Origin of the sequence: Frondihabitans sp. PhB188 (assembly GCF_003752365.1) — a bacterium.
GTDB lineage: Bacteria > Actinomycetota > Actinomycetes > Actinomycetales > Microbacteriaceae > Frondihabitans.
This window is the reverse complement of sequence record NZ_RJUO01000003.1, coordinates 233,185-247,924: the sequence shown is the minus strand read 5'-3', so window position 1 is coordinate 247,924 and position 14,740 is coordinate 233,185. Positions and strand designations below refer to the sequence as shown.

Annotated in this window: 14 protein-coding genes; 8 read left to right on the top strand and 6 right to left on the bottom strand. The window is 69.4% G+C overall.

Features of this window, described 5'->3' with window-relative positions:
* Positions 1–8: 8 nt before the first annotated feature.
* Together EDF46_RS09955 and EDF46_RS09950 are read left to right on the top strand one after the other, a co-directional pair.
* A complete protein-coding gene (locus EDF46_RS09955) occupies positions 9–932 on the top strand; it encodes an oxygenase MpaB family protein (protein WP_233579980.1) in 924 nt (307 codons plus the stop codon).
* A 356-nt stretch (positions 933–1,288) separates the two neighbouring features.
* Positions 1,289–1,717, top strand: coding sequence for a BLUF domain-containing protein (locus tag EDF46_RS09950; RefSeq protein ID WP_123506133.1), 429 nt, complete (start codon positions 1,289–1,291; stop codon positions 1,715–1,717).
* Positions 1,718–1,780: 63 nt separating this feature from the next.
* Here EDF46_RS09950 and EDF46_RS09945 read toward each other — a convergent pair whose 3' ends face one another.
* Both EDF46_RS09945 and EDF46_RS09940 read right to left on the bottom strand, forming a co-directional pair.
* Entirely contained in the window at positions 1,781–2,575 is a 795-nt protein-coding gene (locus tag EDF46_RS09945) for a phosphatase PAP2 family protein (protein WP_123506132.1), read from the bottom strand.
* A 44-nt stretch (positions 2,576–2,619) separates the two neighbouring features.
* Positions 2,620–3,018 (bottom strand): class I SAM-dependent methyltransferase, encoded by a 399-nt coding sequence (locus EDF46_RS09940; protein ID WP_370454086.1) that lies wholly within the window; start codon positions 3,016–3,018, stop codon positions 2,620–2,622.
* A gap of 145 nt (positions 3,019–3,163) precedes the next feature.
* Here EDF46_RS09940 and EDF46_RS09935 point away from each other — a divergent pair, with 145 nt between their 5' ends.
* The 3 genes from EDF46_RS09935 to EDF46_RS18535 all read left to right on the top strand — a co-directional run bounded on the left by EDF46_RS09935 (position 3,164) and on the right by EDF46_RS18535 (position 5,606).
* Entirely contained in the window at positions 3,164–3,880 is a 717-nt protein-coding gene (locus tag EDF46_RS09935; protein WP_123506131.1) for an HAD family hydrolase, read from the top strand.
* A 172-nt stretch (positions 3,881–4,052) separates the two neighbouring features.
* On the top strand, positions 4,053–4,679 hold the full coding sequence (locus tag EDF46_RS09930) for a DUF2510 domain-containing protein (protein WP_123506130.1): 627 nt from the start codon (positions 4,053–4,055) through the stop codon (positions 4,677–4,679).
* A gap of 426 nt (positions 4,680–5,105) precedes the next feature.
* The gene (locus EDF46_RS18535; RefSeq protein WP_199738257.1) at positions 5,106–5,606 is read left to right on the top strand and encodes a CPBP family intramembrane glutamic endopeptidase; all 501 of its coding nucleotides are present in this window, start codon (positions 5,106–5,108) and stop codon (positions 5,604–5,606) included.
* A 265-nt stretch (positions 5,607–5,871) separates the two neighbouring features.
* Here the strand turns inward: EDF46_RS18535 and EDF46_RS09920 are convergent, their stop codons facing one another.
* From EDF46_RS09920 to EDF46_RS09905, 4 genes are all read right to left on the bottom strand, one after another.
* Positions 5,872–7,590, bottom strand: a complete 1,719-nt coding sequence (locus tag EDF46_RS09920; RefSeq protein ID WP_123506128.1) for a long-chain-fatty-acid--CoA ligase — start codon at positions 7,588–7,590, stop codon at positions 5,872–5,874.
* Positions 7,591–7,619: 29 nt separating this feature from the next.
* Positions 7,620–8,177 carry a TIGR03086 family metal-binding protein gene (locus EDF46_RS09915; RefSeq protein WP_123506127.1) on the bottom strand — a complete coding sequence of 186 codons (558 nt, stop codon included), beginning with the start codon at positions 8,175–8,177 and terminating at the stop codon, positions 7,620–7,622.
* 149 nt (positions 8,178–8,326) lie between these two features.
* Positions 8,327–8,887, bottom strand: coding sequence for a YceI family protein (locus EDF46_RS09910; RefSeq protein ID WP_123506126.1), 561 nt, complete (start codon positions 8,885–8,887; stop codon positions 8,327–8,329).
* Positions 8,888–9,027: 140 nt separating this feature from the next.
* On the bottom strand, positions 9,028–10,032 hold the full coding sequence (locus EDF46_RS09905; protein ID WP_123506125.1) for an aldo/keto reductase family protein: 1,005 nt from the start codon (positions 10,030–10,032) through the stop codon (positions 9,028–9,030).
* A 234-nt stretch (positions 10,033–10,266) separates the two neighbouring features.
* Between EDF46_RS09905 and EDF46_RS09900 the strand changes: the two genes are divergently transcribed.
* The 3 genes from EDF46_RS09900 to EDF46_RS09890 all read left to right on the top strand — a co-directional run bounded on the left by EDF46_RS09900 (position 10,267) and on the right by EDF46_RS09890 (position 14,700).
* Positions 10,267–11,778 (top strand): glycosyltransferase family 2 protein, encoded by a 1,512-nt coding sequence (locus EDF46_RS09900; protein ID WP_233579979.1) that lies wholly within the window; start codon positions 10,267–10,269, stop codon positions 11,776–11,778.
* Entirely contained in the window at positions 11,775–13,760 is a 1,986-nt protein-coding gene (locus EDF46_RS09895; RefSeq protein WP_123506124.1) for a glycosyltransferase family 39 protein, read from the top strand. Before EDF46_RS09900 ends, EDF46_RS09895 begins: the two co-directional genes overlap by 4 nt.
* Before the next feature lie 61 nt (positions 13,761–13,821).
* Positions 13,822–14,700, top strand: coding sequence for a DUF4397 domain-containing protein (locus EDF46_RS09890; RefSeq protein ID WP_123506123.1), 879 nt, complete (start codon positions 13,822–13,824; stop codon positions 14,698–14,700).
* The last annotated feature ends 40 nt before the right edge of the window (positions 14,701–14,740 follow it).

Below are 14,740 nucleotides of genomic sequence, written 5' to 3'. Positions count from 1 at the left end.
CTGAGTGAGTGCCAGCCACCTCGTTCATGAAAGCGGCGACCGAGCCGATCCGCTCCCGCCTGCAGTTCACGTTCAACGGCCAGCGCACCGGAACCCCGCAATGGGTGCAGGATCTCGGCGACGGCGACGATCCCGGCCTCTTCGGCCCCGGCTCAGCTGTCTGGTCCGTTCACGGCGGAATATCGACGATCCCCGCCGGTGTCCGCGCCCTCCTCGTACAGGCCCTTCACCCGGGTGCGCTCGCCGGGGTCCACGACCACTCCCGCTACCGCGAAGACCCGCTCGGCCGCCTGGCGGGCACCATCCGCTGGATCTTCACGGTGTCGTACGGCAGCCGCGCCGACGCCGTGGCCGCCTCGAACTTCGTGCTCAAGATCCACGAGCGCGTCACCGGCTCGTACCACGACCGCCACGGGGTCTCGCACGACTACGCCGCCAACGACCAGGACCTCCTGTCGTGGGTGCACATGGCCTTCGCCGACTCCTTCCTGCAGGCGGCTCTGGCCTGGGGCGAGCCGATCCCCGGCGGGCCGGACGCCTACGTGCGCGAGTGGGCCGTCGCGGGAGAGCTGATGGGGGTGGAGAACCCGCCGCGCTCCGTCGACGAGATGCAGGCGCAGCTGGCCGGGTTCGACGAGCGCGGGGTGCTCGAGCGCAGCGGGCGGACCGACGACGTGGTGAAGTTCCTGCGCCGGCCGCCGCTCTTTCCGGTGCTGCGGGCCGGCTACCCGGTGCTCTTCGACGGCGCCGTGACGACCATCTCGCCACGTTTTCAGGAACTGCTCGGCGTGCGCCCCACCCGCGTGCTGCCCGGCCGTGCCGCGACCGGCGTCGTGCTGAAGGGCATCGGGGAGCTCCTCGGCCCGGAGCCCGTCGCCGCGAAGTACGCGCGCGCTCGGCGTGCGCGGCTCGGCATCGTCGATACGGACTGACGCGCGAGGGTCGTTCAGGTGGCGAGGCGGGGCGGCGTGGGCTCGAATCCGATCCACCCGCACGCCGGACAGACCAGGAGGACCCGGTGCACCGAGAGGGCAGTGCCGTAGAACCGGTTGAGCTCTTTGCGGGTCGTGGCACCGCACGCCGAGCAGGGTCGCGCCGGGGGAGCGGGCTCGCGAGCTGGACCGCGGCTCGAGGTCGGCGGCATGGAACGCTCCGTAACCGGGGACCGTCTGCGATCACCCTGCGACAACTCAATCAACCGCCGGGCGAAACGACACACCCCCGTGCTGGGGCTGTTCCGGGGCACGGCGATCAGGCACGCTGGAGTCTTCGATCCTGGGAGATACGCATGCTGTCACTCGTGTACACGAGCACCGCCGTCGACACCTTCGACGACGACACCCTCGCCACGCTCCTGATGAACAGCCGGTCGAACAACCGGCGCCTCGGCCTCACGGGCTTCCTCCTCTACCGCGACGGCCAGTTCATCCAGGTGCTCGAGGGAGACGACGAGGTCGTCCGCGATCGGCTGCGCGTCATCTCGGCCGACCCCCGCCACACCGACGTGTCGGTCCTGGTGGAAGACGAGGAGGCTGAGCGCCTCTTCCCGTCCTGGTCGATGGGCTACGAGCCCGCCTCGGACGACCTCGCCGACCAGATCCCCGGCTATCGAGCCACCTTCGACGACCTCGCCGACAGCACACCGGGCTTCGGCAATCAGCCGGCGCTGAGGCAGATGCTGCAGTGGTTCCAGATGCGGGCACCGCAGGCGGCTTAGAGCGCTCGCCGGACAGACGTCGTCGGGCCGGTGATTCGGCGTCGGGCGGGCCGCGCCTGGCCGTCAGCTGTCGCGGTCGGTGCTCGTCAGGTAGAGGCGGTGGCTGGTCACGATCAGCGACAGCCAGCCGGTGCCGGTGGTCCAGCCGACGGCGACGTCGGTGAACCAGTGCGCGCCGAGCAGGACTCGAGAGAGCCCCACGGTGACGGCGGTCGCGGCCGCCGCCCCGATGACGGCCGTCTGGGGTGCGTTGCGCTTCTGGTTCAGGGCGTACAGGTAGGCGACGGAGCCGAGCACCGTCGTGGCGTTCAGCGTGTGGCCCGACGGGAACGACGGCGACTTCTCGTACGGCGCGATCGCGTCGCGGCGGTGCGGGCGGTTGCGGCGGATGATGTTCTTGCCCGCGAGCGTCATGGCCAGCGAGCCGGCTCCGGCTGCCGTCATCAGGATCACCGGTGTCAGCTCGCGTCGTCGCGCGGCCAGCGCGGCGGCTGTGCCGAGCGCGAGGACGGGCATGCCGACGGGGCCGAAGCCTCGGGCGATCGCCGCTGCGGCGGCGTTCGCCGCAGGTGACCGCAGGCTCTTCGCCAGCTTCAACGCAGGCCCGTCGAGGCTCTCGATGCCGTTACGGCTGGTGACGCCGTCGTAGATCCAGGACGCGCCGACCGACGCGACGACTGCGACGCCGCCGCCGATCGCCAGCGTCGCGACGAGCGCTCGCCTCGCACCGACGCGGGACGCGAGGCGGTCGTGACGCTCGGCCAGCCGCCTGCCGGCCTTCGTGCGCCAGTCTCGGACGTCGCGGCGGCCGACCTTCCGGTCGTAGCGGTCGTCGTGCGTGGCTGCGTCGGTCGTCATCAGGACAGTGTCCCGCACCCTGTGCGGTGGTGGTCGCTCGTTCGTCAGTCTCGGAGGCGTGCGAGAACGGCGCCGTGCGGCCGCGGGCCGGGGTGGGGCCCGGTTCGCGTGTGCGTCTCGATCACCTCGAACCCGGCGTCGCGCAACTCGATGCCGAGAGCATCGGGAGGCCAGCGGTAGGCCGTCGTGATCGCGTGGTCGAACGCCTCGACCTCGGGCCCGGTGAAGAAGCCCACCAGGAGCGCGCCGCCGGGTCGCAGGACTCGGGCGAACTCGCTCAGAGCCCGCCGGATGCTGCGGGGCTCGTGGTGGATCAGCGAGTACCGGGCGAGCACTCCCGCGTAGCTGTCGGGAGCGTCCGGGAGAGCGTCGAGAGTGCCGACGACGAAAGGGATGTCGGGGGAGTTCCTGCGAGGATGGGTCCGTTCAGCTCGACGGCCCACGACGTCACCAGGTGCGCATCCGCCCGGTGGACCGCCGTCATCGTGCCCAGGTGCTCAGCGTATTCGACGGCCCGCCGCGAGTAGGAGGCCTGTGCGTCTGACACCACAGCGTGATCTTAGGAGCCGGCCCGCCTAGGGTCGGGTCATGAGTGGACACGGCGATTCGCCTGCGGACGACGATCGACTCGGCCGCGGTGCGCCTGTCGAGCACGAGCGATCGACCGGCCGGCCCCGCGCCGTCCTCCTCGATTTCCACAACACGACGGCGGTCGTGGGATCGATGGAGAACTGGATCGCCGAGGCGGGATCGCGCGTGGCGAGCCGCCCCGCGTCGACGTCGGTGGCCGTGGGGAGGATCCGGACGGTCTGGGGCGACGCGAGAGAGCTCTTCCCGACCCTGGACTGGGATCTCGATGCCGCAGCGCACAGGCACGCCTTCGTCTCGACGGTGACCCGCGGCGAGGCCATGCCGCTCGACTTCGCCGAGGCGCTCTACGAGACGATGCCGAATCAGTGGGTGCTCAACGACGGGGCCCGGGACTTCATCGTCCGGGCGTCCGGCGCAGGGATCCGTCTGGCGATCGTGTCGAACATTGCCCTCGACATCCGCCCCGCGTTGGCGGGCTGGGGGATCGCCTCCGCGCTCGACGCGGTCGTCCTGTCGTACGAGGTCGGCTCTGTGAAGCCCGATCCGCGGATCTTCCAGCTCGCGGCCGGTCGGCTCGACAGCGACCCGCGAGAATGCCTGATGATCGGCGACTCCGCTCACGACGACGCCGGCGGCGCGGCCCTGGGGATGCCGTGCCTGATCGCCCGGCCCGATCAGATGTGGAGGGCGTTCGAGCTCGTGTGCCCGAGGTGAGGCCGGTCCTGCGGCCCTGGCCCCGGGAGCGCCAGGTCATCCGGACCTGCCGAGGGCATGGGGAGTGCAGTCATCGGCTCTGCCGTGAAGGTGCGAGCCGGTATGACCTACAGTGAGCACCGGCGAGGGAGCCCGAATCTTCCTCAGCTATCGAACTCGAAGGGGGAGTGCCATGTCTGATGGATCGCGTCCGGAGGTGGGCCCCGGGTGGTACCCGGATCCTGAAGGGGGTCCTGGCACCCGGTGGTGGGACGGAGTGGTGTGGACGGCTCCGACCGCTCCCGCCGGCGGGCCGCAGGCCGTGGCGATGGCGAACCCAGTGAGACCCGAGCTCGCGCCGGGTGCGCCGATCTACGGGGCGTTGATCTGGGTGATCGTTCTGCTGCCGCTCGTGGTGTGGCCGCTGACCCTGTCGTACCGGCCGAAGTTCCGGATCATCGAGGTCGGGCCGTCCGGCACGCCGACTGTCGATCCGTCGTCGATCTACACCCCGCAGTACATCGCCGTGCTCCTGGCCAGCCTTGCCCTGTACGGGGTGAGCGTCCTGCTCGCCGTGGCGGACTATCGGCGGCTGCTTCGAGTGGGCGTCGTGAGGCCGTTCCACTGGGCCTGGAGCTTCCTGTCGTCGCCCGTCTACGTGATCGGCCGGTCGGTGATCGTCCGCCGAGTCGCACCGGGCCGCGGGCTCTGGCCGGTGTGGGTGCTCATCCTCATCGAGGTCGTCGGTCTCGTGCTCAGCTCGATCAGTGCGGTCGGGTACTTCCAGCAGCTGACGGATGCGCTCCAGTCGCAGACCTGAGTCGAAGTCGCAGCTCTGTCGACGAGCCGCTCGGTCATGACCTCGCCTCGACCGGGTCTTGGCAGTGGCTGTGCGCCTGATTAGAGTCGTTTCTGAGCCAAGGCCGGCTCGTTGCGATCAGAGAGCAACGCGATGTCATCGACCGAAGCAGTGGATTCTCCGACCCCACCAGCGGAGAACGACCAGAGATACGGAAAAGCGATAGAGAGGCCTGACGGCCGGGATTTCCCGTTCTACAACGGTGTCCCGTTCGAGCTGGCGACCTGGAAGTGGATCGTCGTCATCCTCGGTTGCGCCGCAGGATTCGCGGTTCTCATCTTCTATCCGGCGACTAGCAACGTGCAGGCGCTGGTCTCGAGATTCCTTTTTCCGGCTGTCCAACTGGCTGTTTTCATTGCCTTCACCCGCCGCCAGTGGTCAAGCATCTTGCGGCGTATCCGCCCCCGCGACTTCGGCCTCATGGTCGTGTTCGCCGTGCTCAACTTCGTCGTGTCGTTCCTGGTCGGGATCATCGTGAAGGCGTTCTTCGGCGCGAACGCCAACCCGGCAGCGGACGGCATCCACAGTGCCGGGGAAGCATTCGCCTTCTACCTCGGAACAGCCGTGCAGATCTTCGGCGAGGAACTGTTCACGATCCTGCCGTTCCTGGCGGTGATGGCGTTCTGCACGAAGGCCGGACTCTCGCGGAAGCACGCGCTCCTCATCGCCTGGTTCGTGACGGCCGCGTGGTTCGGCGCGGCGCACCTGCCGACGTACCAGTGGAACTTCGCGCAGGCGTTCCTCATCATCGGCGTCGCTCGACTCGTCCTGACGCTGGCCTACATCCGGACGAAGAACATCCTCGTCAGCACGGGCGCCCACATCCTCAACGACTGGGCGATCTTCACTGTGGCGCTCCTCGCGGCATCGGCGGCGGCGGCGCGATGAGCGCGACGGCGACGCGAGAGGCCCGCGGATGGCGCGGTACGGTGCCGGTGGCTCCCAGAGGCCTCTCAGCGCGGGCGCGACGCGCCGGTCAGTCGTCGGAGGTGCTGGTCGACGTGGTCTCCTCGTGAGTCGTCGTCGTGGTCTTCTCGGTGGTGCCGTCGCCGTCCGAGGTGTGCGTGGTCGTGGTGGTCTTCTTGTCGTCGGTCATTGGTGCACCGTACTCGGTTCGTGACCATCGTCGTTCCCAGGCAGGCGCGCCGACGGCTCAGGCGCGCCGCGCGATGAGCTCCTCCCGCACCTGCCGGCGCAGCACCTTGCCGATGAGGTTGCGCGGCAGCTCGTCGACGACGAACAGGTGCCGCGGCACCTTGTAGCCGGCGAGGTGCTCGTGGAGTGCCGCCCGGGCGGCCGCCTCGTCGAAGCGCGCGCCCGGTTCGAGCACGACGACGGCGGTGACGTCCTCGCCCCCGGCGTCCTTCGGGAGCCCGACCACGGCGGCGTCGAGCACCCCGTCGAGGTTGCGGACGGCGTCCTCGACCTCGGAGGGCGCGACGTTGAAGCCACCGGTGACGATGAGTTCCTTAATTCGGTCGACGATGGTGACGTAGCCGTCGTCGCTCAGGGTGACGATGTCGCCGGTGCGGAACCAGCCGTCGCCGGGCAGCACGGCGGCGGTCTCGTCGGGGCGGCGCCAGTAGCCCTGGAACACCTGCGGTCCCTTGATCATCAGCTCGCCCGGCTCGCCGCACGGCAGCTCGACGGTGATGTCGTCGCGCCGCACGACCTTGATGTCGGTCGACGGGAACGGCAGCCCGACGGTGCCGGGGCGCCGTGTCGGGCCGAGCGGGTTGCCGAGCGCCACCGGCGACGTCTCGGTGAGGCCGAATCCCTCGACGAGGATGCCGCCCGAGACCGCCTCCCACGCCGTGATCGTCGACGCGGGGAGGTTCATCGCGCCTGAGATCGCGACGCGGCACCTGCCGAGACGCGACCCCCGCGAGCCCGCCTCGTCGGCGAGCCTCTGGTAGATCGGCGGCACGGCGGGCAGGAATGTCGGCGGGTGCTTCTTCGCCGCCTTCAGCACGAGATCGACGTCGAACTTCGGGAACAGCACGAGCCGGGCGCCGATGCGCATGGCGAACGTCAGGCACAGCGTCAGCCCGTAGGCGTGGAAGAACGGCAGCACGCCGTAGATCGTCTCCGCGCCGTCGTTCAGTTCAGGCACCCAGGCGCGCCCCTGCTCGACGTTGCTCCGGAGGTTGCGGTGGCTGAGGATGGCGCCCTTCGGCAGACCGGTCGTGCCGCTCGTGTACTGGAGGAGGGCGACGTCGTCGAGCTTCGGCCGTTCGTGCCGCTTGCTGAGACGCCGGCCGCCGACGAGCTGCTCCCACGTCGAGAGGGGCCCGCGGGAGCGCACCGGCCGTGCCGTGGTGAGTGCGGCCCGGGATTCCCTTGCGCGTCGCACGGGGAGCCTCAGCGCCGCCCGGGTGGCTGCCGACATCTCACGCGTGAGGTCGACGGCGACGACGCGGTCGAAAGCGAGGTCGTTGGGCATGGCGCGGAGGCGGTCGGAGAGCTTGTCCCAGGCGATGGCGACCTTTGCCTCGTGGTCTTCGAACAGGTGCCGCAGCTCGCGGTCGGTGTAGAGCGGGTTGTGCTCGACCACGATGGCCCCGAGCCGCAGCACCGCGTAGAACGCCACGACGTGCTGAGGGCTGTTGGGAAGCAGGATCGCGACCCTGTCGCCCCGCCGCACGCCGAGGCGCCGCAGCCCCTCGGCGGCCCGGAGGATGTCGTCGTGCAGCTCGCGGTAGGTGGTCTCGCGCCCGAAGAACTCCAGCGCCACGTGGCCGCGGTACCGGTCGGCCGCCCCGTCGATGAGATCGACGAGGGTGCCGACGACCGGCTCGATGTCGGCGGGCACGCCGTGGGCGTAGTGGGCGAGCCAGGGGCGGTCGGGCGAGCCGGCTTCGTTGTCGGTCATGCGCCCACCTAACCATGGAGGACTGAGGGTCAGCTCGCGTCGCGGCCCGTCAGCGCGAGCAGGCGGACCCGGAGCGACGCGTCGGCTGAGACGGGAACGACCGGCGCGTAGAGGCCGCTCGACGCGAGGGCGTCGGCCTGCGGCTCGAAGACGGTCCACACGGCGTCGACGAGGTCGTCGTCGAGGTCTTCGCTGGTTCCGGTGGCGCGGGCGAGGTCCCAGGTGTGGATCGTGACGTCGCCGACCTGCTCGGCGAGGTACTCCGAGGCGCGGACGGTGTCGTACGAGAGCTGGACGGCGCGGGCCAGGTCGACCGACTTCCAGGCGTCGAGGGCCGCAGGCGCGTACCGGCGCCACTCGGCGGCGAGGTCATCGCCCAGCGGGGCGATCGCGAGCTGAGCCTCGGCGTGCGACTTGCCGGCGAGCAGGAGCGGGACCCACTGCTGGTCCTCGACGACGTGCGCCACGAGGTCGCGGGTCGTCCAGTCGGTGTCGGGGGTAGGAGCGTCCCAGTCGCGGACGGCTGCGATGCGCGCGGCGAACTCGGAGTGAGCAATGCGGAGGAGGGAGATCCAGTCGGTGTCCACGGGTGTCCTCTCGGGGGTGGGGCGGGATCAGGGACAACTCCGCATGTGCGGAGTGTGTTCCCAGGTGCTGTTCGCTGTCGGCGGATGATCCGAGCTCGGGCACGCGAAAGGGCCCGCGCCGACGGCGCGGGCCCTTCGTGTGCGGCTGCTTACGCCGAGGCGAGAACGACCTGGATCTCGAGGTCGAACGAGATGTCGTTTCCGAGCAGCACGCCGCCCTTCTCGAGGTTCTGGTTGAACGAGATGCCGAACTCGGTGCGGTCGATCTTGCCCTTGGCCGAGAAGCCGGCCTTGGTCTGGCCGTAGCCGTCCGTGACGATTCCGCCGAACTCGGCCTTGAGCGTGGTGGGCTTGGTGACGCCCTTCATCGTGAACTCGCCGTCGATGAGGAGGTCGTCGCCGTCTTCCGTGACCTTGGTCGACTTGAAGGTGGCGGTGGGGTGCGACTCGGTCGAGAAGAAGTCGTCGGAGTGCAGGTGGCCGTCGCGGTCGGCGTTGCCGGTCGAGATCGAAGCGATGTCGATGGTGGCCTCGACGGTCGAGTCGACGATCGACTCGCCGGTGGTCAGGGTGACGTCGAACTTCGAGAAGTTGCCCTTGACCTTCGAGATCGCGAGGTGGCGCACCGAGAAGGTGAGCTCGGAGTGCATCGGGTCGATGTTCCAGGTGCCGGCGACGTATCCGGGAATGGTTTCGGTGGTGATGGCCATGGGTGGCTCCAAACGTGTGAGGTGGTCTGAGGTCTCGCCGGTCGGTGTCATGTCACCGACCCACGAATACATGCAATCGTATCTATAGCCGGACTATTCCCGGTGACGCGAAACGGAACAGAGAGAAAAGACGACCCGGTTCAGGCGGGGCGCTGATCGGGCGACACGGTCTTGGCGGGGTCGCGCTCGGCGATCGATCCGACCGCGGCGTCGATCTTCGCGAGGACCTCGGCGGGCAGCTTCACGCCCGCGGCCTTGACGTTGTCGACGACCTGCTCGGGCCGCGAGGCGCCGATGATGGCCGACGCGACGTTGTCGTTCTGCAGCACCCAGGCGATGGCGAGCTGGGCCATCGTCATGCCGAGGTCGGCCGCGATCGGCTCGAGCCCCGCCACGGCGGTCAGCACGTCGTCGTTGAGGAAGCGCTTCATCGCGGAGGCGCCGCCCTTCTCGTCGGTGGCGCGGGAGCCGGCAGGGAGTTCCTGCCCCGGCTTGTACTTGCCCGAGAGGATGCCCTGCGCGACGGGAGACCACACGATCTGGGAGAGGCCGTACTGCTTCGACGCCGGCACGACCTCCGACTCGATGACGCGCCACAGCAGGGAGTACTGCGGCTGGTTCGAGATGAGCTGGATGCCGTGCTTCTGCGCGAGCTCGTGTCCGGCCTGGATCTGGGCCGCGGTCCACTCCGAGACGCCGATGTAGAGAGCCTTGCCCTGGCGGACCACGTCGGCGAACGCCTGCATCGTCTCTTCGAGAGGCGTCTCGGAGTCGTAACGGTGCGCCTGGTAGAGGTCGACGTAGTCGGTTCCGAGGCGCTTCAGCGACCCGTCGATCGACTCGAGGATGTGCTTGCGGCTGAGTCCGGTGTCGTTGTGGCCGCGAGGTCCGGTCGGCCAGTAGACCTTCGTGAAGATCTCGAGCGACTCGCGGCGCTGGCCGTGGAGAGCGTCGCCCAGGACCTTCTCGGCGGCGGTGTTCGCGTAGGCGTCGGCCGTGTCGAACGTCGAGATGCCGACGTCGAGCGCCGCGCGCACGCAGGCGGTCGCCGCATCGTTCTCGACCTGCGAGCCGTGGGTGAGCCAGTTGCCGTAGGTGATCTCGGAGATCTTGAGGCCGGAGTTGCCGAGGTATCTGAATTCCATAGGCCCAAACTACGCGCGCGTCGACCCGGGCCGCATGTGAACAGCTCGTGTCCGGTTTCTGGCAATCGCAAGAAAATGCCGTACCCCGACCAAACCCCTGCTCCGTGGCCCCCGAACGAGTCGCATACCCAAGGAGCGTCCCCCGAACAGGTGACGTGGCCCGGGGCCGGGACCCAGACCCGCCCCGCACACCCGAAGCACCACTCACAATCCACCCGAAGGAGAGTGACGCCCGTGTCCTTTGATCCGACACGCCTCACCACCCTCGCGGCAGCCGGCGACCCCGCACCGCTGCTCACCCCGCAGGCCCCTCAGGACGGCTCGTTCGTCCCCAACCGCGGCGCCTCCACCGGCGTCGACCCCTCGGCCGTCGGCTTCCATCTGCCGGCCTGGACCCCTCTCGAGTGGGTCGGCTACTCGGCCATGGTGATCGTTGCGCTCCTGCTGACCGCGGTCGCGGTGTCGACTCTCTGGTGGATGCTCCACGCCTGGCGCTCGAAGGACAACCTGTCGGGCACCGCCTTCAGCGAGAACCCGCTGAAGGCCGAGCACACCTTCACGCTGCTCGTTCCGGGCCGCCACGAGGAGGAGGTCATGGGCCAGACCCTCGACCGCCTCGCGCAGCAGGACCACCAGGGCTTCGAGATCATCGCGATCGTCGGGCACGACGACCCCGGCACCGAGCGGGTCGCCCGCGAGGCCGCCGCTCGGCACCCCGAGCTGATCCGCGTAATCGTCGACGACTCGGTGCCGAAGAACAAGCCGAAGGCGCTCAACCTGGCGCTCCAGACCGCCAAGGGCGAGATCGTCGGCGTGTTCGACGCCGAAGACGAGGTGCACCCGCGCCTGCTCAGCCTGGTCGACTCGAAGTTCACCGAGACCGGCGCCGACGTCGTCCAGGGCGGCGTCCAGCTGATGAACTTCCAGTCGTCGTGGTGGAGCCTCCGCAACGTGCTCGAGTACTACTTCTGGTTCCGCTCGCGCCTCCACTTCCACGCCAAGTCGAAGTTCATCCCGCTCGGCGGCAACACGGTCTTCGTGACCAAGAAGTGGCTCGACTGGTCCGAGGGCTGGGATGCCGGTTGCCTCGCGGAAGACTGCGAGCTCGGCGTGCGCCTCTCGAGCGCCGGAGCCAACGTCGTCGTGGCGTACACGCCCGAGGTCGTCACCCGAGAAGAGACCCCCGGCTCGTTCACGTCGCTCCTCAAGCAGCGCACCCGATGGAACCAGGGCTTCATGCAGGTGCTCGGGAAGGGCGAGTGGAAGAAGCTCCCCACCTTCCGCCAGCGCTTCTACGCCCGCTACCTGCTGACGATGCCCTTCATCCAGGCGGTCACCGGCCTCCTGATCCCGGTGTCGATCATCCTGATGCTGACCGTGAAGGTGCCCACCGGCGTCGCGCTCATCTCGTTCATCCCGCTCGCGCCGACCCTGGTGCTCCTGGCTGTCGAGATCACCGGACTCGCCGAGTTCGGCCGCACGTACGGCATTAAGGTGCGTGCTCTCGACTACTTCCGCCTGATCTGGGGTCTCATTCCCTACCAGGTGTTCCTCGCCCTCGGAGCCGTCCGCGCGGTCTACCGCCAGCTCCGCGGCCAGAACGGCTGGGAGAAGACCGAGCACACCGGCGCCCACCGCGACGCCGACGTGCCGACCGAGACGGGTGCGACCGTCACGCCCATCGGCGCAGGCCGCACGGCCGAGCCCCAGCCCGCTTATGCCATGGTGTCAGGAGACGAGCGATGACGACGACGCAGGAACGCCCTTCGGTCCGCACCCTCCGCCCCGAGACCCCGCCCGTCGAGGTCCGGCCGCCGTCGCGCGCCGGCGGCTGGCTTCGCCGCCACGCGGCCTCCCTCCTCGTGCTGCTGCCGATCCTGGCGATCGGCGGCGTGGTGCAGCGCCTCAACATGGCGGGCTCCCCGCAGCGGATCGACGACGAGGGCACGTACACCGCCCAGGCGTGGGCGATCGGCCACCTCGGCGAGCTCACGCACTACACGTACTGGTACGACCATCCGCCGCTCGGCTGGATCCAGATCGCCGGCTACACCGGCCTGACGAACGCGTTCGCGCGCTACGACCAGGCGGTCATGGCAGGCCGCGAGGCGATGCTGTTCTTCACGCTCGTGTCGGCGATCCTGATCTGGCTGCTCTCGCGCCGTCTGAAGCTCAGCCGCGCCGCAGCCGGCGTCGCCACCGCCGTGTTCGCGCTGTCGCCCCTCGCCGTGCAGTTCCACCGCACCGTGTACCTCGACAATGTGGCCGTCCCGTGGCTGCTCCTCGCCTTCCTCCTGGCTCTGAGTCGCAAGAACCAGCTCGCGGGCTTCATCGGGTCGGCCTTCGCCTTCGGTGTCGCCGTCCTGACGAAAGAGACGTTCCTCCTCGCCCTGCCGTTCCTGGCCTGGGTCATGATCAGGAACTCCGACCGCTCGACGCGCCGCTACACGCTGGCGACCTCCGGCGCCGTCCTCGCCCTCGTCGGCCTGGCGTACGTCGTGTTCGCGGCCGTCCGCGGCGAGCTCATCCCGGGGCCCGGCCACACCAGCCTGATCTCCGGCCTCAGCTTCCAGCTCGGCACCCGCGACTCGAGCGGCTCGATCCTCGACACCGGCAGCCTGTTCTTCAAGGTCGTCAACCAGTGGTGGATCCTCGACCAGGTCTTCATCGTGATGGGGCTGCTGTCGGCGATCGTCGGCCTGTTCCTCCGTCGCACGCGACCGTTCGCCGTGCTCGTCCTCTTCGCCGTGGCGGTCATGTTCCGCCCGAACAGCTACGTGCCGGTGCCCTACGTCATCATGCTGCTGCCGTTCGGCGCGCTCCTCGTGGCCGCGGTCGGCGACACCGCGGTGAAGGCATACCGCGCTCGCCGTGCCGGGACGGTCACGACCTCGCTCACGCGCATCGGCGCGACCGCCTGGCTGGTGGCGTCCGCGGTCGCCATCGCCGCCCTCGTGCCGCTCTGGACCGTGCAGCTGCGAGGCTTCCTGCTCTCAGACCTCGACCAGCCGATGGTGAGCGCCGAGCAGTGGGTCGACGACAACGTGCCGCACGACTCCCGCCTCCTCGTCGACGACTCCATGTGGGTCGACCTCGTGAAGGACGGCTTCGCCCAGGACAACGTCATCTGGTTCTACAAGATCGACACCGACGGCGCCGTCGAGGCCCAGTCGCCCAACGGCTGGCGCGACAGCGACTACCTCGTCACGACCAACTCGGTCCGCACCTCGGCGGCCAACAGCCCCGACGTCCAGGACGCCCTGAAGAACTCCACCGTCGTCGCCTCCTTCGGCGAGGGCACGGAGCAGGTCGACGTGCGCCAGATCCACCCGCAGGGGGAGGCCGCCGCGAAGCAGACGGCCGAGACCGAGAACGCGGCGCAGATCGCAGCCGGCACGGAGATCGCCGCCAACCCGAACTTCACGGGCTCGGACGCGGTCAAGAAGCAGCTCGAAGCCGGCCAGCTCGACTCGCGGGCGCTGGTCGTCCTGAGCGAGCTGCTCGCGACCGGTCCGGTCGACATGAAGACGCTCGTCCCGCTGCCCGGCGAGGAGGGGCTGGACTTCCGCAGCCTCGTCATCACCTCGAGCGGGGCCGGCACGCCGGCCGAGCTCAAGACCTGGCTGACCTCGGTCGGCTCCAAGTACGCCCCGTCGACGGTCACCCAGACCAGCGGCGGCACCACGGTCGTGTTCCCGGCGATCGAACCCTCCGGTCTCCTGGGCTGACCCTCAGCCGCTACCGGGATTCCACCCGCACCACCGCACCACACCCGAGAAAGGTTCCGCCATGGCAACCCTGATCCACTCCTCCCGCTCGCCGCAGAGCGCGCCCCGAGACGAGGCCAAGCGCCTCGTCCGCCTCCAGCGCGTCGCGATCGTCCTCGCCCTGTTCGTCGCCGCCGCCCTCGCCCTGGGCTCCGCCCTGTTCGGCGGCTCGTCCGCCGACGCCGCCCCCGCCGCAGGCAAGGGCTGGGTGCGCGTCGGGCACCTCTCGCCCGACACCAAGGCCGTCGACGTGCGCCTCACGGCGTTCGCCGGAGGCCAGACCGTCTACGAGCTCGACGGCGTCAAGTACGGCCAGGTCAGCCCCTACAAGCAGCTCCCGACCGGCCGCTACACCGTCGCGATGACCGCGTCGGACGCCCCGAAGTCGGCCAAGCCGGTCATCAGCGCGTCGATCACGGTCGCGACCGACAAGCCGATCACCGTCGTCGCGTACGGCACCAACGACGACCTGCAGACGAACGTCTTCCAGGACGACCTGACGAAGCCGGCGGCCGACAAGGCTCGCGTGCGTCTCGTTCAGGCGGCCACGGTGTCGAAGACCGTCAGCGTCGCCACCAGCACGGGCACGGCAATTGCCGAGGACGCCGCGTTCGGCAGCGCCTCAGGCTACGCGTCCGTCGGCGCCGGCACGTGGAAGCTCGACCTGGACGGCCGTGACAAGAAGGCCGAGGCCACGAAGACGCTGAAGCTCGCCTCGGGCAGCATCAACACGCTGTTCGTGCTCGACAACGCCTCGAACGGCATCACGATCGTGCCCGTCGTCGACAGCGCCGCGACCACCACCACCCCCAAGGGCGGCGTCCAGACCGGCGGCGGCTACGAGGCCACGCACCCCGAGCTGATCCCGACCGCCCTCCCGTTCGAGGCGGTCGCGCCGTAGCCCCCGCGCGCAAGGTCCTGCTCGCCGTCGGCATCGCGGC